The organism is Gordonia spumicola (genome assembly GCF_009932475.1).
GTDB classification, from domain to species: Bacteria; Actinomycetota; Actinomycetes; order Mycobacteriales; family Mycobacteriaceae; genus Gordonia; species Gordonia spumicola.
Map to the genome: position 1 here is coordinate 2159854 of NZ_BJOV01000005.1, position 26197 is coordinate 2186050.

The following is a 26197-nucleotide window of genomic DNA, read 5'->3' on the forward strand; positions in this document are numbered from 1 at the left end:
CGTCAGGAGGCGGGGTCGACGGCCGCCGCGAAGGCCTCGGACGCGTAGAACGGCGCGAGCCTGCGGCGCACGGCGGCCTCCAGGAATCCGCGGCGGTCCACCTCGGCGATGACGTGCGGTCCGAAGCGCATGGCCTCTTCGACGAGGTCGTCGTAGCCGACGCCGAGTTCGGCGAGCAGTTCGGCCAGCGGAGTGTCCCCGTACGCCTCGAACACCTCGTCGACGCCCTCGGACAGGAGCCCCGCGAAGTAGTCGGTGTCGCGGAAGGTCCGCCAGAACTCGAAGATCAACACGACGACGTCCTCGACGTCGCCCGGTTCGACGAGGCCGACCGTGTTGTTGTCCGAACCGGCCCGCCACACGTCGGAGAGCGCGTCCGCCACCAGTTCGTCCGAGTCGTTCCGGTTGGCGCTCAACACGAATCGGGCGCCGCGACGCGTCACCTTCTCGACGGACGCGTCGACGATCCGGCCGAGTCGCTCGGGCAGCCGGGAGGAGTCGACGGCCCGCTGCACCACGTCGACGGCGGCGTCGACGGTGACCGGGCTGTCCAAGACCCGGTCCACGAGGCGGCGGGTGATGCCGAGGTCGGCGACACCGGCCGCGAGCTCGTCGAAGTGTTTGCGGTCGATGACGTCGGGCAGCCGGACGTCGCCGTCACGGGACAGCCGGTACAGGCGTGCGGCGACCTGTCCGACGAGTTCGGGGATCGCCCCTTCGACGGGGAAGGCGATCGCGTACTTGTGGGCGACCGCCTTGATCATGTCGCGGGACACCGCCTCGGACAGCGTCAGGTGCGAGGCGTCGGCGAGGAAGGCCGTGATCTCTTCGCGGGCGATCTCGGCGAACGCGTCGGGGTCGGTGAGCTGGCTCAATGCGAACTCGACCTGGGCGTCGAGGAGCCGGGCGGCCAGATCATCGGTCATGGGTGAACCTTACCCAGGAGTCGGGACAGGACCGTGACGACGCCGTGCTCGACGTTGGACGGCGCGCGGTGTGTCGCCGCGTCGGCGATCGTCGGGTGCGCGTTGTCCATCGCATACGACGTCGCCGCCGCCCCGAGCATCTCGAGGTCGTTGAGGTAGTCGCCGAACGCGATCGTCTGTTCCGCGCTCACGCCGAGTTCGGCCTGCAGCAGGCGGACGCCGACGGACTTGTCGACACCGCGCGCGGTGATGTCGATCCAGTGTTCGCCGGAGACCACCAGATTGTGGTGTTCGCCGAACGGCGCGAACACGTCGCGCGCCGTCTCGGCGGGATCGTCGAGGTCGTAGATCGCGATCTTGACGACGCCGTCGGTGTCGGCGGCGAGGTCGTCGACGACGTCGAGCTCGGCACAGTACTGGGCGGCGTGGACGGCGAACTCCGGATCCTGCGCCTCCACCAGCGCCCCCGGCACTCGGCAGAGGATCGCCCGCACCCGTCTTCCGCCCGCGTTGGCGTCGCGGACGGCGCGGACCACCCGGGCGACGAAGTCCGGTCGCATGGTCGTCGAATGCAGCAGTGTCCCCTCGTGCATGGTGACCGCACCGTTCTCGGCCACGTACGAGAGCGCCTGCGGCACGTGCGCGAACAGGCGGTGCAGGCTCTGATACTGCCGACCGCTCGCCGGGACGAACACGATGCCGCGGGAGGTCATGTCGTCCAGCAGCGGCCAGAAGCCGTCGGGCACCGCCCCGTCCGCGTCGAGGAGTGTGCCGTCCATGTCGCAGACCACCAGGCGGATGTCAGTCACATCCGCCACGGTATCGCCCGCGGCCCGGCGCGGCCCATTCGGTGACCGCGCGCCCGCCGACGAGATGCTCGTCGACGAACCGATCGACGCGTTCGTCGGTGAGTCCGCCGTACCAGGTGTCGTCGGGGTACACCGCGACGACGGGGGCCTGATTGCAGGGGAACATGCAGCCGGTGAGGGTGACGAGGACATCGTCGTCGCCGAGTCCGCGGGCGTCGAGTGCGTCGCTCAGCGACCGCTGCGTCTCGCCGCTGCCCTGCGCCGAGCACCGCGGGCCGCGGCAGACGAGGACGTGTCGGGCGAAGCCGGGGACGTCCTCCCACGCCGGTGAGGTGATGGGCGCCGTCGTCGCCCGGGCCGGTTCCCCGCCGTCGGCGACGGCGTCGGCGAGGAGATCCGCGAACCGGTCCAGGTCGGTGAGCGGCGGCCCGATGCGGACGTCCGGGGAGTCCTCCCTGGTCCGCAGCCAGTGCCCGATGACCCGTCGGAACCACGCGTCGTTCTTCCGGTCGGCGACGGTCTGACCGCTGACGACGAGCACTGTCCGCGCGCAGGCGTCGGCCGCCGCGTCCAACGCCTGCGTCACCGTCGAGCCGCCGCCGAGGACGGCCGCGCGGAACTCGGTGCGGGGCATCCGGGCGCGCAGCACGTCGAGCGCCGCCGCGAGGTCGGCCGCGGGCTCGCCGCCGCGGTCGGTCGGCGCGGTGACGATCACCCAGTCGGCGGTCATCGGACGGTCCCGCAGGGGACGATGAGCGGCCTGCCGGTCCGCGGGTGCTCGATGACGTCGGCGTCGAGTCCGTAGACGTCGGCGAGCAGCGCCGTGGTCAGCACCTTCTCCGGCGGCCCCTCGGCGACCACCCGGCCGGCGGCCAGCACCACGAGCCGGTCGCAGTAGGCCGCGGCGAGCGCGAGGTCGTGCAGCGCGACGACCGTCGTCCGGCCGCTGCGGCGCACCCCGTCCATGAGGTCGAGGGCGGCCGCCGGATCGAGATGATTGGTCGGCTCGTCCAACACCAGCACGTCGGGACGCTGCGCGAGCGCCCTCGCGACCTGTGTCTTCTGCCGTTCGCCTCCCGACAGCGTCCGCCAGGTGCGCAGGCGCAGATCGTCGAGGCCCATCGCGCGAAGGTACGGCTGCACATCGTGGACGGCGGACGGGCTCGCCCACCCGCCGCGGTGCGGGATGCTGCCGAGGCCGACGACCTGTTCCACGGTCAGGTCGAGTTCGGTCCCGGAGTGCTGTTCGACGACGGCGACGCGGCGGGCGTAGTCGCGCCGCCCGATCGAATCGACGCGCGTGTCGTCGATGTGCACGGAACCCGTCGACGGCGCGCGCCAGCGTGCGATCAACGACAACAGCGTGGTCTTGCCCGAGCCGTTGGGTCCGATGAGCCCGGTCACCCGCCCGGCGGGCGCGGTGCACGACACGTCGTGCAGGAGCGTGGCGGACGACAGTCGGACCGTCGCCCCGCGGACCGTCACGGTAGGCGCTGTCGGGGTGGATGCTGTCACGGCCGGTTCGGTCATGTGTCTCCTCCGCGCCGTCTCAGCAGCCACACGAACGCCGGGACGCCGATCACCGCCGTCACCAGGCCGACGGGCAGTTCCTGCTGGTCGACGACGGTCCGCGCGATCACGTCCGACCACACGAGCAGCAGTGCCCCGGCCAGGACGACGATCGGCAGCAGTCTGGCGTGCATCGGTCCGACGATCATCCTGGCGGCGTGCGGGACGACGAGTCCGACGAACCCGATGATCCCGCTGTGCGCCACCATCACGGCCGTGCAGATCGAGACCGTTCCGTACAACGCCCAGCGGGTGGCGGCCACGTTGACGCCGAGCGACATCGCGCTGCGCTCCCCGAACGCGAACGCGTCGAGGGTGCGCGACGACGCGAGCACACCGACGGCGACCACGCCGACGACCACCAGGATGACCGGCATCGTCGACCATCGCGCACCGGCGAGCGAACCGAGCGTCCACCGCATCACCCGGTCGGCGGCTCCGACGTCGGCACGGAGGATCAGAATCGCCGACAGTGCCGAACCGGCCTGTGCGACTGCGACACCCGCCAGGATCAGGCGGCTGGGCAGCAGCGCGCCCGACCGCGTGGTGGCGATCGCGAACACCAGCAACAGCGCGACGACCGCTCCGAGGAAGGCTGCCGCCGTCACCGACGCGGTTCCCGCCAGGCCGGCCACCGACACGCCGAGGGTGATGACAGCGGTGGCGCCGACCGATGCGCCGGACGCGAGTCCGAGGATGTACGGGTCGGCGAGGACGTTGCCCGTCAGGGACTGCAGCACGCTGCCGCACAATGCGAGACCGGCGCCGATGACCGCGCCTTCGACCACCCGCGGCAACCGCAGGTCGACGACGATGTACGCCGTGCTCGCATCGACCCCGGACCCGATCCCGACCTGACCGGCGACGGCCCGTAGGACGTCGCCGAATCCGATGTCGGCCGAGCCCGCGAGGACGCCGACCGCCATGCTCGCGATGAGTGCCGCGGTCAGCCCGGCCAGCCACAGCGTGTACGCGGTGACCGATCGGGCGGCGCGCGGCGCGGTGGTGCGGGTGACGGCGGTCAGCGTTCGCCCAATTGATCCGAGACCGACTTCGCGCCGTCGGCCAGGCGCGCGCCGGGCGTCGACTCGGAGAACGGCACGACGATGAACGCGCCCGTCTTGACCGCACGCAGGTTCTTCAGGACCGGATCGTTCTCCAGGTACGCCCGCTTGGCCTGCGCGGTGTCCCACCCCGCGTCGGCGAGGACGATGACGTCCGGGTCGGCCGTGATGACCGTCTCCCAGTCGCCGTCGGCCCAGTTCCCGTCGATGCCCGCGAACACGTTGGTTCCACCGACCGCGTCGATGATGAGCTGCGGTCCGCCCTTGCCGCCGCCGACGTAGGGCGTGGTGGTGCCGCTGTCGAACCAGAAGATCTTCTTCCCGCGGCCGGTGGCTGCGGCCTTCACACCGTCGACGGTGGTTCGCATCGCCGCGTTCACCTCGTCGGCTGCGCTCGGGCGACCGAAGAGGACGCCGTTGTCCGAGGTCTCGCGGGCGATCGCGTCCCACGATGCGGGCGCCCGCTTGGCCTTGTCGGCGCACGAGAACGGCGAGACGTAGCTGGCGATGCCGATCTTCGCGAGCTCGTCCTGGCTGCCGAGGGCCTTGTCGTCGAATGCGGTGCCGTACGACGCGAGCAGCAGGTCGGGCTTGCGACTGATCACGGTCTCGCGGTCGGGGAACTCCTTCGCGAGGACGGGGATCTTCGAGTACGCCTGCTCCCACTGGGGTGCGATCGTGTCGTCGAGGTAGGCGGTGCCGATCATCTGGTCGCCCGCACCGATCGAGAGCGCCGTCTCGGTGGCTCCCTGGTTGAGGGTGATCGCGGCCTTCGCCGGCGCCGCGAGAGTGACCGTGCGACCGCAGTTCTCGACACTGATCGCACCGGACGCGGGATCGTCGCCGTTAGTACTGGAACATCCGGACAACAGGGCTGTGGCGGCGACAAGGGTGGCGCCGACTGTGAAACGGGTACGCAAGGTACACCCGCCTTCCATGACTCGTGGAAAACTCTTCGGGGTCGGTCACGGCCGGTCTCCTGGCTTCGCAGGGTCTACCGGCAGAAACAGCCTTCCCGGGTGATCCCAGTGGCTCGGAGTCGTCAGCTCCACGGTCCTGCCGGACCTGCTCACAGTGGCGAGTACCGCGCCGGTTTCACACCGGACTTCCCGAACACCGCGACGTCGCGCTGATGGTACCCGAGGTCCGCCGTTCGACGGCTTGCCGACCGGGGTGAAACCCGCTTGGATGATCGGGTGTCAATCGGACGTATCGGTGTGGCCGCGGTGACGACGGCCGCGTTGTTTGTGATGGTCGGGGCCAGTGCCGCCCCGGTGGTCTCGCCCACCGCGGCCGACAGCGGGATCATCGATTCGAACTTCCGCGCCAATGCCCCGGTGCGGCCGCAGACGCCCGCGACCAGGACGATCACGATCAGTTGGGTCGGGGACAACATCCTGGGCACCGACAAGGACTTCGGCGGCGGGACGCTGCCCGAACTGTGGGCGCGATCGGGCGATTCACCCGACTACTTCTTCCAGAACGTGAAGCGCTACTTCAGCTCCGACGATCTGACTGTCGCGAACTTCGAGGTGGCGCTGACGAAGCGGCGCCAGGAGCGGTACAAGGGCGACGGCGAGACGTACCACTTCTTCGGTGATCCCGCGGTCGCGAAGTCGCTGCCCGCGGCGGGCATCGACGTGGTGACGCTGGCGAACAACCACACCTACGACTACGGTCGCGGCGGCTTCGAGGACACGACTCGTGCGTTGGACGCGGTGGGCGTCGACTACGTCGGGACCGGTGACGCGTCGGAGGGGTCGGACTACGACTTCCGCGTGATCCGCGACGTGAAGGGCGTCCGCGTCGGTCTCGTCGGATATCAGGCCTGGGCCGACACACCGTCGTTCCGTGCCAAGATCCGCACCGACTTCTCGACCCTGCGGGCCGAGGGCGCACAGGTCGTCATCCCGTACTTCCACTGGGGCATCGAGTCGCAGAATCGGCCGTACGAGGTCCAGACGTCGTTGGCCCGGTACGCGATCGATCAGGGCGCGGACGCGATCATCGGAACCCACCCGCATGTGCTGCAGTCGATGTCGACGTACAAGGGCAAGCTGATCGCCTACTCGCTCGGGAACTTCTCGTTCGGCGGCAACACGAATCCGTCGGACAAGCGGACGATGATCCTGCAGACCCGACTGACGGTGACCGGCGAGACCGTCTCGGGCGCCGAGTACCGGGTGATACCGACGCGCCTGTCCAGCAAGTCCGAGTACAACGACTACGTTCCGACGCCGTACCGCGGCGCGGAGAAGGCCGAGGCGTTGGCGTTCATCAACGAGATCTCACCGGACATGAACGGCCGGATCGGGACGAGGTTCCGCCCGGTGCGCTGACGTCCGGTCAGGCCAGGTCGGCGCAGGGGCCGGTGGTGTCGCCGCCGACGGTGTTCCCGTTGCCGCCGACGCGTCGCACGCTGCAGTCGAGGTCGCCGCCGACGGTGTTGCGGAGCAGGGTGACGGTCCGCGCGTCGTCGACGAGGAGTCGGCCGCCGACCGTCGTGGAGGTGACCGTGGCTCCGCCCGCCGTCGTGACCGTGAGCGCGCCGCTCACCTTCGAACCGATGACGCTGACCTGCGACGACCCGTTGAGGTCGACCGATCCGCTGACTCGTACGTCGACGAGCTTGACGACCTTCTTCCCGGTGACGGCGAGGTCGCCGGTGATGACGGCTCCGGTGATGACGCACGAGTCGGCCCCGTCGGCGGGGCGGCACGGTGACGGCTTCGCGGTCGGGGTGGCCGTCTCGGTGACCGTGACGGTGTCGGTCTCCTGGACTTGACCGGCGATGTCGTCGCGTCCGCAGGCGGCGACGCTTGCGACCGCTCCGATGATCATCAGTGCCCCGACCGTACGTCGCATGTGGATCCTCCTCGAATCTGTCGGCACAGACGTTACCCGTGACGGCCGGTCACGATGTCGAGCGCAGCGTCGACCCGTCACTGACCGCTGTCGGCGATGGCTCGTTCGAGGCGTTCGAGCTTGCCGTCGATCTCGCCGTCGAACCCCGGACGGATGTCGGCCTTGATCACCAGGGATATCCGCGAGCCGTACGGTGCGACGGCTTCGGTAGCCCGCTTGACGACGTCGAACACCTCGTCCCACGTGCCCTCGACCTCGGTGAACATGCTCGACGTCCGGTTGGGCAGGCCCGATTCCCTGACGACTCGGACGGCCTGTGCGACGGCTTCGTGGACGGATCCGTCCGGGTTGCCGCCCGCGCCGGAGGGGGCGACGGAGAATGCGACGATCATGCGTCCACCCTCTGCCATGTCCCGGCCCTGCCGCAACCCGCCGACAGTCACGCCGTCGTCGGAGTCGGCGTCTGTCGGCGCATCGGAATGCGGTCGCGGGCGACGAGCCACTTGCTGAACGGGGTGCGCAGGAGAACCTCGACGGCCAGGAGCGACAGGAGGAGCGTCGCCGCGACGAGGGCCGCGCCGCGCGCGGTCCCGGAGTCGGGGAACCGCGCGAACAGTTCACCGAAGAAACCGAACCTCGCCAGGAGGTCGAGGATCAGCGGGTGGACGGCGAACACTCCGAAGGCCCGGAGCGTGGCGGCCGACACCGTTCGGGCTCCGACCCGATGACCCGCCCTGCGCATCGCGTCCCACCACGTCGCGCCGAGCCACAGGAGCACGAATGAGGCGACCCACCAGGGTAGGAACGCGGCGTTCCACGGGCTGGTCACACCCGGCGGGACGTCGTCGAACGACGTCGCGCAGAAGAACCAGACGATGCTGACCGCGGCGCCCGCCGCGCATGCCACGACGACTCCGAGCGTGTGCTCGCGCAGCCACTCCTCCAGCTGTTCGTAGTGTTGGGCGGCCACGCCGCCGATCGCGATGAACAGCGCGTACATCGGCAGCGTCTTCCACAGGTTCTCGTAGACGACGTTCCACACCGGTCCGGTCGGGCGCGGAAGGTATTGGTACACCGAGAACATCCCGACCTGGATCACCGCAGCCGTCCCGACGACCCACCACGGGCGATTCTCCGTGCGTTTGAACAGCCACGCGAGGACGGGGAACGCCAGGTAGATCTGCATCGAGATGAGCAGGAAGTACAGCTGGTACTTCGCCTCGCCGGTCGCGATCGCGTGCGCCGTGTCGCCGACGAAGCTGCCCGCGCTCGGGAACGGATCGTCCCGACCGATCAGGTGCGGCGACACCATGTAGATCACCGACCACACGAGATACGGGCCGACGACGAGACCGAACCGCCTGCGCCAGAACGTCACCGGCGACACCGTCCGCCCGCGCGTGGACAGGACCAGCACGAACAGGGTGACCGCGACGAAGCCGTACCGCGTCACGTGCAGCATCACCCCGAGCAGGCTCGTCGCCTGGAGCTCATCCGGCCCGTAGGCGATGCCGTTGACGCTGTGCGCGATCACCACGCAGGTGAACAGCACGACCCGCACGAAGTCGGCGGTCAAGGCCCGCGGAGGCCGCTGCGGCGCAGTCCTCTCCTCGACGGCGCGTTCGACGACGACGGGCCTGGAGATGGTCTGTTGCACTGGTCTGTACCTCTCGCCCTCGTAAGAATCCCCTCGTCCCGCGAGTGTAGGAACCGACCCTGTCAATCGGCTGGGAGCGAGTCGAAGGCGAGATGGTCCCGGTTGTCGAAGAAGTGCGGGCACCGCCTTGACGCCGTGTCGAGGTGACTCGACCTGGCTGCGAAGGCCTCGCGGTCCCTCCCATGTCGTTCAGTCATCCTCGGGAAGTCGCCCGCCGCGTCTTCAGGCCCCTGGTAGCCACGTAGCCTCGGAGTTGACCGGTCACTCTCGCACAAAGTCATCCTGAAACCGGAAATCACCATGTATCGTCCCAGGTCAAGAAGTGTGCTCCCCGCGCAGGCGGGGATGGTCCCGTTCTGGCTGCAATCCGCGACATCGACCGCGCGTGCTCCCCGCGCAGGCGGGGATGGTCCGGCTCGCGCGAACGGCTCCGGCATCGGGTCGGTGTGCTCCCCGCGCAGGCGGGGATGGTCCCCCGTGGGTCACCTTCCGCGCGCCGTCGTCCACGTGCTCCCCGCGCAGGCGGGGATGGTCCCGTGCCATCACGTCCGAGGTGCAGCTGCGAGCAGTGCTCCCCGCGCAGGCGGGGATGGTCCGGTCGTCCCGTCGGGGCGGAGGACGCGGACCTCGTGCTCCCCGCGCAGGCGGGGATGGTCCCCGGGCAGCAATCGTCGAGGAGTTCCCGAGCAGGTGCTCCCCGCGCAGGCGGGGATGGTCCCTGGCGATGACGTGCCTGCAGCCGATCATTGGGGTGCTCCCCGCGCAGGCGGGGATGGTCCCGGCGTCCGCGTGTCGGCCCGCTACGAGTCGAAGTGCTCCCCGCGCAGGCGGGGATGGTCCCCCGAGCTGGTCGGTCGGGTTTGAGATCGGGACGTGCTCCCCGCGCAGGCGGGGATGGTCCCGCCCGTGTCGTCGACGGCGACAGAGTCGGCAGGTGCTCCCCGCGCAGGCGGGGATGGTCCCGTCGCCGCATCGAGCGCCGCTCCCGCCGCCGTGTGCTCCCCGCGCAGGCGGGGATGGTCCCGCGGGTGGGAACGCGGCGAGGTCGGCCTGCCGGTGCTCCCCGCGCAGGCGGGGATGGTCCCTGTCGGGGCGGGTCGCGACACACTCCCTGCTCGTGCTCCCCGCGCAGGCGGGGATGGTCCCCCGCAGGTGCTTTAGCTGCCTTCATGGTCCCCGTGCTCCCCGCGCAGGCGGGGATGGTCCTCCTTGCCTGGAAAGTCCGGCACGATCTGCCGGGTGCTCCCCGCGCAGGCGGGGATGGTCCCCGGAAGACTCGCCGGAAGGCAGAGAAAGCGAAGTGCTCCCCGCGCAGGCGGGGATGGTCCCGACGATCCGGTTCGTACCGGAGCCACCATCAAGTGCTCCCCGCGCAGGCGGGGATGGTCCCTTCGGGATGAGGTCTGATGTCCGGGCCGACGTGTGCTCCCCGCGCAGGCGGGGATGGTCCGGTGGGCTCGAAATTGGTGAGCCCGTTGACGAAGTGCTCCCCGCGCAGGCGGGGATGGTCCCGCGTGGAAGACGCTGAACCTCTACCCCGGTGCGTGCTCCCCGCGCAGGCGGGGATGGTCCCGCGCTCGAATCATTGGCGCTTGGATCGCTATGGTGCTCCCCGCGCAGGCGGGGATGGTCCCTTGACGGCCCGGAGGAAGCTAAGTGCGCTCGCGTGCTCCCCGCGCAGGCGGGGATGGTCCCGGCCGCACCGTCACCGAAGTCCACTCCGACGAGTGCTCCCCGCGCAGGCGGGGATGGTCCTCCTTGCCTGGAAAGTCCGGCACGATCTGGCGGGTGCTCCCCGCGCAGGCGGGGATGGTCCCACGGCCTCGGCGCCCGAGTGCAACTGGATTCGGTGCTCCCCGCGCAGGCGGGGATGGTCCCTCGGCCGCCCGCGAGCGGCCGGTCTTGCCGACGTGCTCCCCGCGCAGGCGGGGATGGTCCCTCGCCGAGCACCGCGCCGCTGCCGAGACCCGCGTGCTCCCCGCGCAGGCGGGGATGGTCCCGCATCCGGGACCGCCGCCAGCAACTCCGAGAGGTGCTCCCCGCGCAGGCGGGGATGGTCCCTCCCAATCAGACGGGACCTCGATGACCACCGAGTGCTCCCCGCGCAGGCGGGGATGGTCCCGGACCCCCCGCGCACGCGGGGGTTGGCATGCAGTGCTCCCCGCGCAGGCGGGGATGGTCCCGTCATCAGGGAGGGGCAAGGGGCGGCGTAGGCGTGCTCCCCGCGCAGGCGGGGATGGTCCCAATCCGATCTCGACGTGCTTCCGGCCGTCGGTGTGCTCCCCGCGCAGGCGGGGATGGTCCTGGATGCGGAGGGTGATCTCCTCGACGTCGAGGGTGCTCCCCGCGCAGGCGGGGATGGTCCCGGAGGCGAAGATCCTTGCGGTCACCGTCCCCGGTGCTCCCCGCGCAGGCGGGGATGGTCCCCGGTGGTCGTCGAGGTAGACGCGGACCTTGCCGTGCTCCCCGCGCAGGCGGGGATGGTCCGTCGACGAAGGGGTAGTCGTTGGCGACGTAGGCGTGCTCCCCGCGCAGGCGGGGATGGTCCGTATCAGGCTCAGGACCTTGTCGCGATCGGGCTGTGCTCCCCGCGCAGGCGGGGATGGTCCCGTGCTGGTCTAGCGTCCATCGCATCTGGATTGGTGCTCCCCGCGCAGGCGGGGATGGTCCCACGCCGCCGATGATCGAACCGACCTGCACGAGGTGCTCCCCGCGCAGGCGGGGATGGTCCCATCGCGCCGGGGACGCTCCCGCACGATGCGTCGTGCTCCCCGCGCAGGCGGGGATGGTCCGCTGATGGGCGTGTCGATGGGGTCCCGCGGATTGTGCTCCCCGCGCAGGCGGGGATGGTCCCGACATACCGATCGAACCCCATACCGGCGTGATGTGCTCCCCGCGCAGGCGGGGATGGTCCCATCTGGAAGAACATCTACTGGATGCAGCAACGGGTGCTCCCCGCGCAGGCGGGGATGGTCCGTAGCGGATCATCGGCGCATCCCGGCCGACCGGGTGCTCCCCGCGCAGGCGGGGATGGTCCGTTGGCGACACCCCGCGGCGCTGATCGGCATATGTGCTCCCCGCGCAGGCGGGGATGGTCCGGCCGCCGTCCCGGCACGGTTCTTCGCGCCCGCGTGCTCCCCGCGCAGGCGGGGATGGTCCGGTCCCGGATTCTGATCGTGCTCATGCCGCCCAAGTGCTCCCCGCGCAGGCGGGGATGGTCCCGCGGCGGTCGCGAGGATCGACGATCGGACCGCGTGCTCCCCGCGCAGGCGGGGATGGTCCGACGTCCTCCGTCGAGGAGAAGGTCGTCCCGTCGTGCTCCCCGCGCAGGCGGGGATGGTCCCTGTCGGGGCGGGTCGCGACACACTCCCTGCTCGTGCTCCCCGCGCAGGCGGGGATGGTCCTGCCGCGTCGTCGGGGTTGATGACGATCGTCCCGTGCTCCCCGCGCAGGCGGGGATGGTCCCTTCACACCGAGGGGGCCCGATGCGCGCACACCGTGCTCCCCGCGCAGGCGGGGATGGTCCCAGCACGAACGGCGCGATCGCGAGCATGAACTCGTGCTCCCCGCGCAGGCGGGGATGGTCCCTTGCAGCCCGCGTGGTCCGACGTAACGGGCAAGTGCTCCCCGCGCAGGCGGGGATGGTCCGGCCGCCGTCACCAAGGCGACCACCGACCGCGAGTGCTCCCCGCGCAGGCGGGGATGGTCCCGCGCTACGTGCGCCGATCATCATCGCGCAGACGTGCTCCCCGCGCAGGCGGGGATGGTCCGAAGCGTCGCCGCATCACCTGGAAGCTCGCCGAGTGCTCCCCGCGCAGGCGGGGATGGTCCCTCGACGGGGTCGTGGCCGGAGCATCACCAGGAGTGCTCCCCGCGCAGGCGGGGATGGTCCCTGGTCGATGACTGGGCCAAGGCACGCAACGGCGTGCTCCCCGCGCAGGCGGGGATGGTCCCTCGCGATGGCTACGCAGCCCGTGCTGCGTCAGGTGCTCCCCGCGCAGGCGGGGATGGTCCTCCGTACATGCGGTCAGACACCCTCTTCTTCGGGTGCTCCCCGCGCAGGCGGGGATGGTCCCATGGCACTCACTCTGGCCCAGGCCGCAGTCCTGTGCTCCCCGCGCAGGCGGGGATGGTCCCGAATCCGTCCGTCATGTGACGACGCGAGTAGACTGCTCCCCGCGCAGGCGGGGATGGTCCCGGTGACTACGTCCAGCGCGTGACCGCCACTGGGTGCTCCCCGCGCAGGCGGGGATGGTCCCTGGTTCTCGATCAGTTCCTTCAGCTTCGTCGGGTGCTCCCCGCGCAGGCGGGGATGGTCCCGGCGTCGCGCACGGCCTGGCCGGACTGCTCGCGTGCTCCCCGCGCAGGCGGGGATGGTCCCGGGCCGAGGGAATCCGCGTCACGATGCGTTCGGGTGCTCCCCACGCAGGCGGGGACGGGTCCCTCGATCCGGGTACGCATCGCCGGACGTTCCTGGTGCTCCCCGCGCAGGCGGGGATGGTCCCTTCGCGACATCGTTGCCCGCGGCCTCCGCGAAGTGCTCCCCGCGCAGGCGGGGCTGGTCCTGTCTCGCAACATCCGGCGGTCGTCGTCGGTGAGTGCTCCCCGCGCACGCGGGGATGGTCCCGGCGGCTACTACTATTCGGCGCTTAGCCTCAAGTGCTCCCCGCGCACGCGGGATGGTCCGTCGGCACCGACGACGAAGCGCATCCGGCGGTCACATTGAGCGGCGGCCGAACAGACCTTTGATGGTTCGACTCCCCCGCCGACATCTAAGCCAGCCTGCATCGCCGCGCGGACATCGAGATCGTGAAGCTGGCTAAATCATCCGCCGTGCGATCATGGAGCGCATCGATAGACACTCCGCGTAGGTCGTCACAGTCCCATCGATTCAGAAGGATTCGTCCGGCCACGCAAGTTAGCCTCATTCCTGGGTCCAAACGACCTATAGCAGATCCCCGCTGGGATGGCCCCTAGGTGTTTCGACTGCCGACACCCAGGGCTTCGTGATCCCCTCATCTACAGGGGCGCGACCGGGCTGCATGAGCGGCCCGGTCGCACACACCAGGGCATCTCTTCGCCTATGAATTAGGTATTTCACCTGCAATTTTCATCCGAACGGACGAAATCCGGCCTACCTCCCGCCAACCGCCAAATACCTCCGTACGGTCCCTACTCATGGACATGAAACCACCCACCCCCGACACCTCGCGCCAACCCGGCGCGATGTCGGCACGGGCCCGTGTCCTCTGGGCCAAGTCCGACTACGACGCACCAGAGAACTGGATGCCGCTCTACCAGCACATGGCCGACTCCGCGGCAGTCGCGTCGCAACTCTGGGACGAGTTCCTCCCGTCCGCGGTGAAGCTGATCGTCACGGAATCGATGGACGGCGACGACGCGCGAGCGAAGCGGCTCGCCGTCTTCCTGGCGAGTGGACACGACGCCGGCAAGGCGTCGCCGGCCTTCGCGTGCCAGGTCGATGGGCTCCGCAGCACGATCGCCGACTCTGGCCTCCCGTTCCATGTGTCGGTCGATAGGAACAGGTCAAAGCTCCCGCATTCGGCAGCAGGCAAACTGATTCAGGAACGATGGCTGGTCGAGACCCGCGGATTCCACCCCACGCGCGCCGACATGTACGCCGCGATCGCTCTCGGCCACCACGGTTCGTTCACGCCTCCGGCACCTGTGTATGCGGACGGCAGTGCCGAACTCCTCGGCAGCGGCACGCTCTGGGAAGCCACCCAGAACGAGCTGATGGAGTACGTGGCAACACTAGCCGGACTCACTGATGACGATTTCGACGAGTTGCGGTCACTTCGATTGACGCAACCCGCGGCGATCGTCATCGTCGGCCTGACCGTCATGGCGGATTGGATCGCCTCAAACACGTACTACTTCCCGCTCACCACCGCACCGCGCGACGTCGGCGCCGCCGCTGAGGCTATGAACCGCCTCCGACTACCCGCGCCATGGCGGACCGAGGACCTCGCCGATGCCGAGATCTTCGCCGACCATCTCCGACTTGACGCGCCGCGACCGCTCCAGACCACGCTCGTCGCGCTCGCACGCACTCTCGAATCCCCCGAACTCCTGATTCTCGAAGCCCCCACGGGCGACGGAAAGACCAAGGCCGCGTTGGGCGCCAGCGAGATCCTGGCCGCCCGCTTCGGCCTCGGCGGAGTCATGTTCGCGCTCCCGACCCAGGCCACCTCCGACGGCATCCTCGGACCGGTCCTCGACTGGTTGGACGCGGCCAACGGCTCGGGCACCACGTCGTTGGTGCTCGCTCACGGAAAGGCCGAGTTCAACGACGAGTATCAGGACATCGTGGAGATGTCCCGCGTCTACGACAACAACGACGCCGACGGCCAGGTGATCGCGCACTCCTTCCTGACCGGACGCGCGAAGCTCACCACGATGTCCGACTTCGTCGTCGGGACCATCGACCAATTGTTGCTCGGCGCACTGCGGTCCAAGCACGTCGCACTCCGCCACCTCGGACTCGCGGGCAAGGTAGTGATCATCGACGAGTGTCACGCTGCCGACGCCTACATGCGGGTCTACCTGTGCCGGATGCTGACGTGGCTCGCCGCGTACGGTGTGCCCGTGATCGCGATGTCGGCGACGCTCACGCCCAGCATCCGCGCCGAACTCCTCACCGCATACAACGACGGCCTCGGTCGATACGACGACCTCGCCGCGGACGAGGTCATCGTCTACCCCCGCATCACCAGGACCAGCGACAACGGATCCGAGATCATCGCCGTCCCGGCATCGTCACGCACAGCGGTCCTGACGATCGGCGAACTGCCCGGAGAAGCCGACACCGTCGCATCGGCGGCGGCCGAAGCCGCGTCGACCGGCGCCAACGTGGCAGTCGTCTGCAACGCGGTCAACAGGGCCCAGAGCGTGTACCGCGCGGTGCGATCCCTGGTCCCCGACGGCGTCGACGTGGTCTTGCTGCACTCCCGATTCCTCGCACCCGACCGCGCCGCACGTGAACAACGACTGCGGGAAAGGCTCGGACCGGACACCGTGCGCGACCCAGCGACACGTCCGGTTCTCGTCGTCGCGACGCAAGTGATCGAGCAGTCGCTCGACATCGACTTCGACGTCATGTTCTCCGACATCGCCCCGATCGATCTGCTGTTGCAACGCGCCGGTCGCCTTCATCGGCACGACTGGAAGCACGGCGATCGACCCGCCCAACACCAGACGGCGACGCTCACCCTGACAGGCTTCACGCGAGAGGACGTCGGTCCGCCCGTCCTGGACAGCGGATGCACGGCCGTGTACGGCACCGCGTCGCTCCTTCGTGCCATCGCCACGATCGACGAACACTTCCAGACGAGCGACGTGATCACCAGCCCCGACGATGTAGCAGTCCTGGTGACTCGGGCGTACGAGACGATCACCGCCCCGTCGGGCTGGGAGGACGCGTGGGCGACGGCGACCACGGCCGACGAGGAAGCCCGAGTAAAGCAACAAAACAAGGCCGAAGACTTTCTCCTCGATCCACCGACCAGCAAGTCGCTCACCGGCTGGTCCGAGCGACAAGCCGCGGACCCGACGACGAGCGAGCGCGGCGCCGCCCAAGTCCGCGACACCGAAGACACCATCGAAGTGGTCGTCGTCCAACGCGTGGGCCGCACCGTGGTGATCCCGACCTGGGCCGCGGACTCGCCCGGCGCGCAGGTGGAGAACAGCACCGTGGTCGACGACGACGTGGCCCGCGCCGCCGCGATGAACACGCTGCGCCTGCCCGGCTTCCTCGGTCGCCAGGGAATCGGCGACCGCCTGATCGACGAACTCGAACAGAACGGCGTCGACTGCTGGCAGAACTCCCGTTGGTTGCGCGGAGCACTTCCCCTCGTGCTCGACACGAACGGCGACGCCGAGCACGTCGACTTCTTGTTTCACTACGACACCGAGCTCGGCCTCGTCCTCACCCCACTGGAGAAGTCATGAACGCACCGGCCTTCAACCTCGTCGAGGACCCGTGGATCCGGGTTCGACTGCTCGACGGGACGTCGACCGACGTGTCGCTGCGCGAACTGTTCCATCGCTCATCCGAGATCCGTCGTATCGCGGGCGAACTCCCCACTCAGGATTTCGCGGTCCTCCGGATCGCGCTCGCCGTCATGTACCGATCGCTCGACTCCGACGACGACCTCGCCGCGATCTGGGATTCCGGGACGCTGCCCCTCGACCGCATCGACGCCTACCTCGAGAAATGGCACGACCGCTTCGATCTGTTCCACCCCGTCCACCCGTTCATGCAAGTGGCGGGGCTGGAGAGCACGTCGGGCGAAACGAAGCCGTTGGGCATCCTCATCCCCGACAGCCCCGGCCCCGACAGCCTCTTCACGATGCGGCGCGACGTCACCGACCTGTCGTACGCAGAGGCCGCGCGATGGTTGGTGCACTGCCAGGCGTACGACTTCGACGGCATCAAGTCGGGCGCCGTCGACGATCCGCGCACCAAGGGCGGTAAAGGCTACCCCGTCGGCGTCGGCTGGGCGGGCTGGCTCGGCGGGCTGTACCTCGACGGCGACGATCTTCGACAGACGCTTCTGCACAATTGGGTGCCGTCGAACGACGCCGGACTCCGCGGCCGCGACAAGGCCTTGTGGGAACTCGACCCGCTGACACCGGAGCCTCGGTCGTCGACGGCCGACCCGGTCGGTCCCGCAGGTCTGTTCACATGGCCGATCAGGCACATTCGACTGTTCGCGGCCGACGGACACGTCCAACGAGTCCTCGTCTGTGTCGGGGACCCGGTCGCCAAGGCGTCCCAGTTCAAGGTGGAGCCGATGACGTCATGGCGATACAGCGAGCCGCAGACGAAGAAGGAGAAGTCGGCGAATCCCCTCCACATGCCCCGCGCGCACGACTTCTCACGCGCCATGTGGCGCGGGCTCGCTTCTCTCCTACCCGACCCCGCACCGAAGCATGATCCGAAAGGGGTGCGTCTCGCGCACCCGTCGAGGATCGTCGAACTACTCGCTGTACGAGTCAGCAGACACGAGGTTCCGAACCGACTCATCGGGGTCGTGTCCGTCGGCGTCGAGTACGGCCCGCAGATGTCGACATACTCCGAGATCTTCACCGACAGCCTGCGGCTCCATCCGGCCGCCGCGGTCGCCACCGGATCGGCGCGGACCTGCATCATCGACGCGGTGAAACGAGCCGACGACGCCGTGACCGCGCTGTCGCGTCTCGCCGGGGACCTCGCCATCGCGGACGGCGGAGACCGTGCGGCGGCGGCTGACGAGGCCCGGCGGTCGGCGTACACCGCACTCGACCATGAGTTCCGGAGGTGGGTCGTGCTCGTCGACGGCGAACGAGACACCGATGCGCTATCCCGTGCGTGGTTCGGAATGGCCCGCGATGCGATCGCCTCCGTCGCCGATCAACTCCTCGACTCCGCGACACCCCGCTCCCGGGCTGTCCGGATCGTCGACGGACGAACCGTGTCCGCGGGTTCGGCGGCCAATTGGTTCCGATACAACCTGCTCCAACATCTGCCTGACGACCGGAAGGACGTTTCCTGATGACGACCGAAGAGAAGACCGCCGCGGTGCCGCGCACCCGCCGCGGCATCGACGCCTACGTCGCCCGACGTGCGAACGAACTGCACGCCGGAGCGCAGAAGAACAGCGGCGCCGCGGTGGCAGCGTTCGCGAAGCTCCGGCGCGCGGCGTCGTCGGAGATCGGCGAGGACGCGGCCGCCTGGCAGACCGCGTTCCTCGGTTTCGCGACGACCGACGCCGACTACCCGTTCCCCACGTACGACGAGCAGGCCGTCTACACCGCGCTCACCCTGTACGCCTTCCACCAGCAGTCGAAGACGCAGGCGATGCACACGGACGGACCGTCCCTCGGCGCGGCATTGAATCGTCTCGCCTACGCCGCCGGATCGGACGCACCGAGCGAACCCGTGGTCCGACGCTTCAACGCACTGGTCACCGCCGACACCGTCGACGAGGTCCATTGGCATCTGCGCAGCCTGATCGGGCAACTCCGGTCGCACGGGATCGCCCTCGACTACGGGATGCTCGCCGACGATCTCGCACGACTCGCCGGGCGCGACCGCACGGGCGCGGGCGAGTCGCGGCGAGCGGTTCAACTCAGGTGGTCCCGCGACTTCAGCAGGTCCCCGAGACCGTCTGACGACTCCCCTGCCGAGTCCACCGAGTAGCCCCTCTCCCGACCCGTTCACCGACAACAGGAGCCCTTCTCATGTCACTCTTCATCGACTTTCACGCGATTCATCCCGTCCCCCCGGCCAACATCAACCGAGACGAGGACGGCAGCCCCAAGACGACGGTCTTCGGCGGCAGCCGACGTGCCCGTGTCTCGAGTCAGGCGTGGAAACGCGCCATGCGTCACGACTTCGCCGCGCACCTCGACGATGCGGATCTCGGTGTCCGCACGCTCAAGATGGTGGAGGTGATCGCCGACCGGGTGCAGCTGGCCGATTCATCGGTGAGTGACGAAACGGCGCAGGCGCGGGCGATCGAAGCGCTGACCGCCGCCGGGATCAAGGTCGAGAAGGTCAAGCCGCGCAAGGGCGCCGAGGACCAGACCGAGCATTTCAAGACCGGCGCATTGTTGTTCCTCAGCAACCCGCAGATCGACGCCCTCGCCGCACTTGCAGCGGCTCCAACGGAGTCGATCGACAAGAAGGATGCGAAAGCCGTCCTCAAACGGGGCAACTCGATCGACCTCGCGCTGTTCGGCCGGATGATCGCCGACGCGCCCGACATCAACGTCGACGCGGCCGCGCAGGTCGCCCACGCGATCGGGACACACGCGGTGGTCCCCGAGTTCGACTACTTCACCGCGGTCGACGATCGACAGTCCGACGACAATGCCGGCGCCGGCATGATCGGCACCGTCGAATTCAACACGGCGACCTTGTACCGGTACGCCACCGTCAACGTCACGGCGCTCGGTGAGACGCTCGGATCGACCGAAGCCGCGGCTCGCGGTGTGGAGGCGTTCACGCGTTCGTTCGTCACCTCGATGCCCACCGGCAAGCGGAACACGTTCGCCAACAACACGCTCCCGTCGTTCGTGCTCGCCACGGTTCGTACCGATCAGCCGATCAGCTTCGCGGCCGCGTTCGAGAAGCCTGTCGATGCGAACGATCGCGCGGGCCTGAGCGGCGCGTCGATCGCTGCGCTGATGCGGGAGGCCGACGCGCTCTACACGGCCTACGACGCGGCTCCGGCGGCAGCGTACGTCGTGTCGACGCGCAAGGTCGACGATGCACCTGCCGGGATCTCGATCACCGACCTCATCTCGAAGCTCGGCGGCGAGGTCCGCGATCGCCTCGGGGACGACAAGTGACGACCCTGCTCCTCGGGTTGGCCGGGCCGCAGCAGGCGTGGGGTGATTCGAGCCGATTCACTCAACGTCAGACGCGACCGGAACCCACCAAGAGCGGTGTTCTCGGCCTGCTCGCGTCCGCGATGGGCCGACGCCGCACAGACCCGATCGAAGATCTAGCGTCGCTCTCGTTCGGGGTCCGCACCGATCAGCCGGGGCGTCTCGAGCGGGACTTCCAGACCGAGATCGACTGGCGAACCAACAAGTCCCGTCAGCTGACCCACCGCTACTACCTCGCCGACGCTCGGTTCGTCGCCGCCGTACACGGCCCCGACGACCTACTGGAAGGGGTCGTCGAAGCGCTCAGCAGCCCGACATTCCCGCTCTATCTGGGTCGGCGGGCGTTTCCGCCCGCCGGACCGATCCGTGGACGTCTCGTCGACGGGTCGGTGCTCCAGGCACTGACATCCGCGGACTGGACCGCGAGTGAGCATCATCGCCGAGCGCAGGGCGCGCGCGTGCGGCTTCCTATCGTGCGCGACGCCGACGAGGGTGAGGCTGCGGCGGAGACGATTCGGGATCACCCGATCAGCTACGACCCCGCCCACCGGCGATACGAATGGCGTGATGTGGTCCACGAGTTCGTCGACGTCGACAACCCCGAGTCGACGCGTCCGGCATCTCGACCCGACTGGCTGGCCGCCCTGGGAGGCAACTGATGTACATGTCGCGAATCGCGCTCAACCGACGTCGACGTGGTGCCATGAAGCTTCTCGGGAATCGGCACGCCATGCACGCCGCGGTGATGGCGGCATTCGCGCCGGGCACCGCTACCGACACCGACGACGGACGCGTGCTGTGGCGGGTCGACAGTCACGCGGACGACGTCGAATTGTTGATCGTCAGTCCGTCTGAACCGTGTCTCGCGCACATCGTCGACCAGGCGGGTTGGACGACGACCACCCCGTGGGCGACGCGCGACTACGAGCCCTTCCTGGCATCGCTACGAACCGGCGACGAGTACGTCTTCCGGATCAACGCGAACCCGACGCATCGGATGTCGCTCCCGGACGGAAGCAAGCAGATCGTCGGACACGTGACCGACGCGTACCAACGCGAATGGTTCACCGAGCGCTCGCGGACCAACGGCTTCGAGCTCGTCTCGAGCACTGTTGACGGGTCGGCCGACGAACGCACGGAACTCGTTGTGAGAGAACGTGATACGGCCGTCTTCAAGCGTGGGGGCGGCAAGGTCACCTTGGTGACGGCTTCGTTCGAGGGTCGCCTCCGTGTGACCGATGTCGACCAGTTGAGGCACGCGCTGACCCACGGCATCGGCCGGGCGAAAGGGTACGGCTGCGGGCTATTGACCCTGCTGCCAGTGGCGTGACGTGAAGAAGACGCCAGGTGTCCGGCCGACACGGCCGAGTGAACTCGTCCGCGTTCAGGATCGGATCTCGTTCGTGTACGTCGAGCGGGCGACGATCGGTCGGGACGACAGCGCCATCACCGCGACCGACGACGCGGGCGTCATCCACATCCCGGCGGCGTCACTCGGCGCACTCCTTCTCGGTCCGGGCACTCGGGTGACGCATCAGGCGATGCTGCTCCTCGCCGACAGCGGGTCGACAGCCGTGTGGGTCGGCGAACGTGGCGTCAGATACTACGCACACGGACGACCTCTCGGCCGGACGTCACGGCTGCTCGACGCCCAGGCCCGCGCCGTCTCGAACTCGCGCGAACGGGTCGCGGTCGCGCGTGCGATGTACGAGATGCGATTCCCCGACGAGGACGTGTCGGAATGCTCGATGCAACAGTTGCGCGGCAGGGAGGGTGCGCGTGTCCGTGGCCTGTACCGTGAACACGCCGAACGCACGAGCGTCGAATGGCGGCGGCGCGACTACGATCCTCTCGATTTCGCGGCGTCCGACGTCGTCAACCAAGCGCTGTCTGCCGCCCACAGTTGCCTCTACGGCGTCGTCCATTCGGTGATCGTCGCCCTCGGATGCAGTCCTGGCCTCGGATTCGTCCACACCGGCCACGACCGGTCGTTCGTCTACGACGTCGCAGACCTCTACAAGGCCGACATCACCATCCCGGTCGCCTTCGACGTGGCGGCGACGATCGCCCGCGAGGATCTCGACGAAGACGACGTCGGGTCGATCACGCGCCGGGCCGTTCGAGACGCGGTCAAGTCGGGGACGATCATGACGCGCTGTGTGCGTGACATCCACCGGCTGCTGCTCCCTCCCGAGGAGAGCAGCGACACAGAGGTCGACTACGCGGATGTCATCGAGCTGTGGGACGACCGCGGCGACAAAGTGGTCGGCGGAACCAACTTCGCTCCCGACGACGAGGAACTCCCGTGGTAGTGGTGGTCCTGACCAGCTGTCCGGCGAAGTTGCGGGGAACCCTCACTCGATGGCTTCTCGAAATCAGCGCCGGGGTGTACGTAGGTCATGTCCCTGCCCGCGTACGGGACCATCTGTGGAACCAGATCGTCGAATACGTCCACGACGGAAAAGCGATCATGGTCCATAACAGCGACGGGGAACAACGCCTCGCTTTCAAAGTGCACCGTCACGAATGGGAGCCCGTCGACATGGACGGGATAACCCTGATGCGCCGACCGACGGACAACGCGGTGACACGAGGACGCGTCAGGAAAGGTTGGAGCACAGCGGCCCAACGCCGTCGTCGCCGATAGATCCGCCGTCCAGAGGACTCACGGGGACACGACCGATTCGTACCGAATACCGCTGGGCGCAACCGGACAACTGGCGACCCAAAGTCATTCTGATTTCCGGTTCTCGCATGTAACGTTCCTGGTCAGGAAGTGTGCTCCCCGCGCGAGCGGGGATGGTCCCGAACGACGTCGTCGGCTGCTCGCCGGTGACGGGTGCTCCCCGCGCGAGCGGGGATGGTCCCTGCTCGACTACATTCAGATGCTCAGCCCACGCGTGCTCCCCGCGCGAGCGGGGATGGTCCGTGCCGGGGACGCGAAGCCGGGCAACTGGCAACCGTGCTCCCCGCGCGAGCGGGGATGGTCCCTGGGCAGCGCCCTCGACGGGGAGGCCGACCGCGTGCTCCCCGCGCGAGCGGGGATGGTCCGGTATCGATCAGGTGGACCTGCAGCCGAGACAGGTGCTCCCCGCGCGAGCGGGGATGGTCCCCTGATCGACCTCTCGGACGCGATCGACGAGGGGTGCTCCCCGCGCGAGCGGGGATGGTCCCCGCGAGGGTGAAGAGCTCACGATGCGGGCTGGGTGCTCCCCGCGCGAGCGGGGATGGTCCTCGGCGGGCGGTCTCAGCGAGGATCGCCGTCGAGTGCTCCCCGCGCGAGCGGGGATGGTCCCTCTGCCTCCCACTGCGCGAAGTGTCCGGCCTCGTGCTCCCCGCGCGAGCGGGGATGGTCCCCGGGCGGTCCTCGCCCGCATCCTCTGGCTGACGTGCTCCCCGCGCGAGCGGGGATGGTCCGGTGGGCTCGAAATTGGTGAGCCCGTTGACGAAGTGCTCCCCGCGCGAGCGGGGATGGTCCCGTCGTCGGCGCGACCACGATGTCCCAGGTGCTGTGCTCCCCGCGCGAGCGGGGATGGTCCCCGCCGAGGTGATGGCGTTTATGGACAACGATGGTGCTCCCCGCGCGAGCGGGGATGGTCCCGGCCGCGCCGTCACCGAGGTCCACTCCGACGAGTGCTCCCCGCGCGAGCGGGGATGGTCCGTCCACGACGGTCCGTAGGTTGGGCTGCGACCGGTGCTCCCCGCGCGAGCGGGGATGGTCCCGAGATCGACCACTACGCAGCGCAGCCCGAGAAGTGCTCCCCGCGCGAGCGGGGATGGTCCCCCTCGGCGGACCAGCCCGACACCACAGGTCCCGTGCTCCCCGCGCGAGCGGGAATGGTCCCGTCGCCGAGCACGTCGAGCGGCCCAAGCACATGTGCTCCCCGCGCGAGCGGGGATGGTCCCCTCCTGAATGCGATCTTGCAGGGTGTGCGGGGATGGTCCCATCCGCGACCGATGGGAGCACGACCCGCAGATGTGCTCCCGGCGCGAGCAGGGATGGTCCGAGCGCCCCGCTTAGGTGGAGCCCGACGATTGCGTGCTCACCGCGCGGCGAACGTTGGTGACGTTCCCAGTCCTTTCACGGGAAAACGTCACCAACGTTCGGCGCACTGGTGCTCCCCCACGCGAGCGGGGATGGCACCACGCCGAGTGGCTGCATCACCGCGGCGCCCGGGCATCTGTAACTACTCCGGGACTGCTGACCCACTGGATAAACGTCGTACGACTGGGCGTGTCACCTGACAGTGGAGGAGGTCTGCGGGTCACCGGCAGGACTGCAGGAGGGAGGAGACTCGCGCAGTCAGCGCGAGCCGAGGTGGCTGGGAAGCACGCAGACCGCGTCGAGGCCCAGGACTCGGTTGAGTCGTCCGAACGCCAGCCACGAACCGATGCATATGGACAGTTCGACGATTTCGCGGTCGGTATAGGACGCGCGCATCCGCTCCCAGAACTCGTCGTCGATCCCGTGGTGGTCGAGGGCGTACCGTTCGGAGTACTCGGCGGCCAACCGCACCCGGTCGTCGAAGGCGTCGGTGGTGCGCCAGTCGCGGACAGCCTGGTCGAAGGTCTCCTCCACCTTCACGCCGTCGCGTTCGGTGCGCCAGTCCTGGCAGAACAGGCAACCGTTGATCTGCGCGATCCGCAGCCTCGCGGCCTCGAACTCGCGGAGTCCGAGGGTGCTGTGGGCGTAGACGGCGGTGGCCGCTCCGGCCGCAGCGGGGCCGATGCCGGGCACCATCTCGCCCCACACGTAGCCTATGGGGTCTTTCCCGTCGGGGATGTCGATGAACATGTGCCTATGTCCTTTCGGTACGGAGAGCAGAGCTGGGCTGCAGCGGCACGTCGAGACCGTCGTACAGGCCTGGATCGGCGGCGCGGAGCCACGGAATGGCGTTCACGAGGCGTCCGACGGCCGTGGCGTTCCCACCCGCGGAGCGGTTGCCGCCCTCGTCCGTGGCCTCGACGTTGACCTCGATGCGCGGTCGGCCCTCGATGATCACCCGGTGGGCGCCGTCGCCGCCGTCCGCCGGAGTGGGCCAGTCGGGCGCCACGTCCGCGACGATCCGGGTGACGTGCTCGATGACGATCAACGGCTGGCCGCCGACAATGCCCTGGACCTCGAACCGGAGCGCTCCCTGCCCGCCTTCGACGAACTCGCCGAGCGCGGTCGTGACGGTCGCGGCCAACGGCCGCCGCTCGACCACCTCGCGCAATTCGTCGAGCTCGACGCCGAGCGCGCGGGCGAGGATCCGGACCTGACCGCCCCACACCATCGACGGAACGCCGGGCGCCACCATCGGCGGCTCGTAGTCCATCGGCTGCCCCATGCCGACGAGGTAGCGGACCGAGTCCTCGGCGTCATAGGTCGAGTAGTCGAAGATCTCCTGGCAGCGGATCAGGTCGATCCGCGAACCGAGTCCACTGATCAGCGCGGGCAGGACGTCGTTGCCCCATCCGGGGTCGATGCCGCTGACGAACAACGCCGAGCCGCCGTCCACGCACGCCCGAGCGATCGGGTCACGGATCTCGGCGGGCGTGTTCCGGTGGTCGTAGAGCGCGTACACCGACGGTGTCACGACCACCGCTCCCCCGGCCAGGGCGCGCCGGATGTCGACAAGCGCGTCGTCGGGTCGGATCTCGCCCGACGCCGCGTAGACGACGGCCCCGGAGCCGTTCAGCGTGGTCAGCGCCGCCTCGACGTCGCGGGTGGCCCGGACACCGGTGGGCTCGGCGAGGTCGGCGAGGTCGCCCGCATCGCGACCGTCTTTGGCTTCGGCGGACACGATGACCGCGGTCAGGACCAGATCGGGGTGGGCGAGTACCGCGCGGATCGCGGCGCGCCCGACATTGCCCGTGCCCCACACCGCCACCGGAATCGGCGGGTAGAACGTGTTCTCGTTCTTCATG

At 68.9% G+C, this 26197-nt stretch carries 20 protein-coding genes, 2 CRISPR repeat arrays and 1 riboswitch; of the genes, 9 read left to right on the forward strand and 11 right to left on the reverse strand.

What is annotated here, in order from left to right; translation table 11 throughout:
* Positions 1–2: 2 nt before the first annotated feature.
* The 6 genes from GYB83_RS21365 to GYB83_RS21390 form a co-directional block, all read right to left on the reverse strand.
* On the reverse strand, positions 3–926 hold the full coding sequence (locus GYB83_RS21365; RefSeq protein ID WP_161897291.1) for a hypothetical protein: 924 nt from the start codon (positions 924–926) through the stop codon (positions 3–5).
* Positions 923–1735, reverse strand: a complete 813-nt coding sequence (locus tag GYB83_RS21370; RefSeq protein ID WP_228461696.1) for a Cof-type HAD-IIB family hydrolase — start codon at positions 1733–1735, stop codon at positions 923–925. The genes GYB83_RS21365 and GYB83_RS21370 overlap by 4 nt, the downstream gene beginning before the upstream one ends.
* The gene (locus tag GYB83_RS21375) at positions 1728–2465 is read right to left on the reverse strand and encodes a (2Fe-2S) ferredoxin domain-containing protein (protein ID WP_161897292.1); all 738 of its coding nucleotides are present in this window, start codon (positions 2463–2465) and stop codon (positions 1728–1730) included. Before GYB83_RS21375 ends, GYB83_RS21370 begins: the two co-directional genes overlap by 8 nt.
* Positions 2462–3265, reverse strand: a complete 804-nt coding sequence (locus GYB83_RS21380) for an ABC transporter ATP-binding protein (protein WP_161897293.1) — start codon at positions 3263–3265, stop codon at positions 2462–2464. Before GYB83_RS21380 ends, GYB83_RS21375 begins: the two co-directional genes overlap by 4 nt.
* Entirely contained in the window at positions 3262–4230 is a 969-nt protein-coding gene (locus tag GYB83_RS21385) for a FecCD family ABC transporter permease (RefSeq protein ID WP_161897294.1), read from the reverse strand. The genes GYB83_RS21380 and GYB83_RS21385 overlap by 4 nt, the downstream gene beginning before the upstream one ends.
* Before the next feature lie 95 nt (positions 4231–4325).
* Positions 4326–5288: an ABC transporter substrate-binding protein gene (locus GYB83_RS21390; RefSeq protein ID WP_308469727.1), complete on the reverse strand. Its 963-nt coding sequence runs from the start codon at positions 5286–5288 to the stop codon at positions 4326–4328.
* 32 nt (positions 5289–5320) lie between these two features.
* Positions 5321–5504: riboswitch (cobalamin riboswitch) on the reverse strand.
* A gap of 114 nt (positions 5505–5618) precedes the next feature.
* Between GYB83_RS21390 and GYB83_RS21395 the strand changes: the two genes are divergently transcribed.
* Complete coding sequence (locus GYB83_RS21395; protein ID WP_161897656.1) at positions 5619–6707, forward strand: CapA family protein; 1089 nt, start codon at positions 5619–5621, stop codon at positions 6705–6707.
* Positions 6708–6714: 7 nt separating this feature from the next.
* Here GYB83_RS21395 and GYB83_RS21400 read toward each other — a convergent pair whose 3' ends face one another.
* The 3 genes from GYB83_RS21400 to GYB83_RS21410 form a co-directional block, all read right to left on the reverse strand.
* Positions 6715–7233 carry a hypothetical protein gene (locus GYB83_RS21400; RefSeq protein WP_161897296.1) on the reverse strand — a complete coding sequence of 173 codons (519 nt, stop codon included), beginning with the start codon at positions 7231–7233 and terminating at the stop codon, positions 6715–6717.
* Between the two features lie 77 nt (positions 7234–7310).
* Positions 7311–7625: a thiamine-binding protein gene (locus GYB83_RS21405; RefSeq protein WP_161897297.1), complete on the reverse strand. Its 315-nt coding sequence runs from the start codon at positions 7623–7625 to the stop codon at positions 7311–7313.
* A 47-nt stretch (positions 7626–7672) separates the two neighbouring features.
* A complete protein-coding gene (locus GYB83_RS21410; protein WP_228461700.1) occupies positions 7673–8890 on the reverse strand; it encodes an acyltransferase in 1218 nt (405 codons plus the stop codon).
* Between the two features lie 324 nt (positions 8891–9214).
* Positions 9215–13516: a CRISPR direct-repeat array (repeat unit 28 nt; unit sequence GTGCTCCCCGCGCAGGCGGGGATGGTCC).
* Positions 13517–14074: 558 nt separating this feature from the next.
* Here GYB83_RS21410 and cas3 point away from each other — a divergent pair.
* Genes cas3 through cas2e form a run of 8 tightly spaced genes read left to right on the forward strand, consistent with a single transcriptional unit; the run spans position 14075 to position 22934 of the window.
* Positions 14075–16861 carry a CRISPR-associated helicase Cas3' gene (cas3, locus tag GYB83_RS21415; RefSeq protein ID WP_161897298.1) on the forward strand — a complete coding sequence of 929 codons (2787 nt, stop codon included), beginning with the start codon at positions 14075–14077 and terminating at the stop codon, positions 16859–16861.
* Positions 16858–18447 carry a type I-E CRISPR-associated protein Cse1/CasA gene (casA, locus tag GYB83_RS21420; RefSeq protein ID WP_161897299.1) on the forward strand — a complete coding sequence of 530 codons (1590 nt, stop codon included), beginning with the start codon at positions 16858–16860 and terminating at the stop codon, positions 18445–18447. The genes cas3 and casA overlap by 4 nt, the downstream gene beginning before the upstream one ends.
* Entirely contained in the window at positions 18447–19094 is a 648-nt protein-coding gene (casB, locus tag GYB83_RS21425; RefSeq protein WP_161897300.1) for a type I-E CRISPR-associated protein Cse2/CasB, read from the forward strand. The genes casA and casB overlap by 1 nt, the downstream gene beginning before the upstream one ends.
* 41 nt (positions 19095–19135) lie before the next feature.
* Positions 19136–20248, forward strand: a complete 1113-nt coding sequence (gene cas7e / locus GYB83_RS21430; protein ID WP_161897301.1) for a type I-E CRISPR-associated protein Cas7/Cse4/CasC — start codon at positions 19136–19138, stop codon at positions 20246–20248.
* On the forward strand, positions 20245–20946 hold the full coding sequence (gene cas5e, locus GYB83_RS21435; RefSeq protein WP_161897302.1) for a type I-E CRISPR-associated protein Cas5/CasD: 702 nt from the start codon (positions 20245–20247) through the stop codon (positions 20944–20946). Before cas7e ends, cas5e begins: the two co-directional genes overlap by 4 nt.
* 5 nt (positions 20947–20951) lie before the next feature.
* On the forward strand, positions 20952–21617 hold the full coding sequence (gene cas6e / locus GYB83_RS21440) for a type I-E CRISPR-associated protein Cas6/Cse3/CasE (protein WP_228461793.1): 666 nt from the start codon (positions 20952–20954) through the stop codon (positions 21615–21617).
* Position 21618: 1 nt separating this feature from the next.
* Positions 21619–22599: a type I-E CRISPR-associated endonuclease Cas1e gene (gene cas1e / locus GYB83_RS21445; protein WP_161897304.1), complete on the forward strand. Its 981-nt coding sequence runs from the start codon at positions 21619–21621 to the stop codon at positions 22597–22599.
* A 2-nt stretch (positions 22600–22601) separates the two neighbouring features.
* Positions 22602–22934: a type I-E CRISPR-associated endoribonuclease Cas2e gene (gene cas2e, locus GYB83_RS21450; RefSeq protein ID WP_228461794.1), complete on the forward strand. Its 333-nt coding sequence runs from the start codon at positions 22602–22604 to the stop codon at positions 22932–22934.
* 131 nt (positions 22935–23065) lie between these two features.
* Positions 23066–24294: direct repeats of the CRISPR family, unit length 29 nt; unit sequence GTGCTCCCCGCGCGAGCGGGGATGGTCCC.
* Between the two features lie 296 nt (positions 24295–24590).
* Here cas2e and GYB83_RS21455 read toward each other — a convergent pair.
* Positions 24591–25082: a carboxymuconolactone decarboxylase family protein gene (locus GYB83_RS21455; RefSeq protein WP_161897306.1), complete on the reverse strand. Its 492-nt coding sequence runs from the start codon at positions 25080–25082 to the stop codon at positions 24591–24593.
* Between the two features lie 4 nt (positions 25083–25086).
* A complete protein-coding gene (locus GYB83_RS21460) occupies positions 25087–26196 on the reverse strand; it encodes an NAD(P)H-dependent amine dehydrogenase family protein (RefSeq protein ID WP_161897307.1) in 1110 nt (369 codons plus the stop codon).
* Position 26197 lies beyond the last annotated feature (1 nt).

Coding starts and splice junctions, on each gene's coding strand:
- GYB83_RS21365 (WP_161897291.1), bottom strand. CDS start 926: ATGACCGATGATCTGGCCGCCCGGCTCCTCGACGCCCAGGTCGAGTTC.
- GYB83_RS21375 (WP_161897292.1), bottom strand. CDS start 2,465: ATGACCGCCGACTGGGTGATCGTCACCGCGCCGACCGACCGCGGCGGC.
- GYB83_RS21380 (WP_161897293.1), bottom strand. CDS start 3,265: ATGACCGAACCGGCCGTGACAGCATCCACCCCGACAGCGCCTACCGTG.
- GYB83_RS21385 (WP_161897294.1), bottom strand. CDS start 4,230: ATGGCGGTCGGCGTCCTCGCGGGCTCGGCCGACATCGGATTCGGCGAC.
- GYB83_RS21395 (WP_161897656.1), top strand. CDS start 5,619: ATGGTCGGGGCCAGTGCCGCCCCGGTGGTCTCGCCCACCGCGGCCGAC.
- GYB83_RS21400 (WP_161897296.1), bottom strand. CDS start 7,233: ATGCGACGTACGGTCGGGGCACTGATGATCATCGGAGCGGTCGCAAGC.
- GYB83_RS21405 (WP_161897297.1), bottom strand. CDS start 7,625: ATGATCGTCGCATTCTCCGTCGCCCCCTCCGGCGCGGGCGGCAACCCG.
- cas3 (WP_161897298.1), top strand. CDS start 14,075: ATGAAACCACCCACCCCCGACACCTCGCGCCAACCCGGCGCGATGTCG.
- casA (WP_161897299.1), top strand. CDS start 16,858: ATGAACGCACCGGCCTTCAACCTCGTCGAGGACCCGTGGATCCGGGTT.
- casB (WP_161897300.1), top strand. CDS start 18,447: ATGACGACCGAAGAGAAGACCGCCGCGGTGCCGCGCACCCGCCGCGGC.
- cas7e (WP_161897301.1), top strand. CDS start 19,136: ATGTCACTCTTCATCGACTTTCACGCGATTCATCCCGTCCCCCCGGCC.
- cas6e (WP_228461793.1), top strand. CDS start 20,952: ATGTCGCGAATCGCGCTCAACCGACGTCGACGTGGTGCCATGAAGCTT.
- GYB83_RS21455 (WP_161897306.1), bottom strand. CDS start 25,082: ATGTTCATCGACATCCCCGACGGGAAAGACCCCATAGGCTACGTGTGG.
- GYB83_RS21460 (WP_161897307.1), bottom strand. CDS start 26,196: ATGAAGAACGAGAACACGTTCTACCCGCCGATTCCGGTGGCGGTGTGG.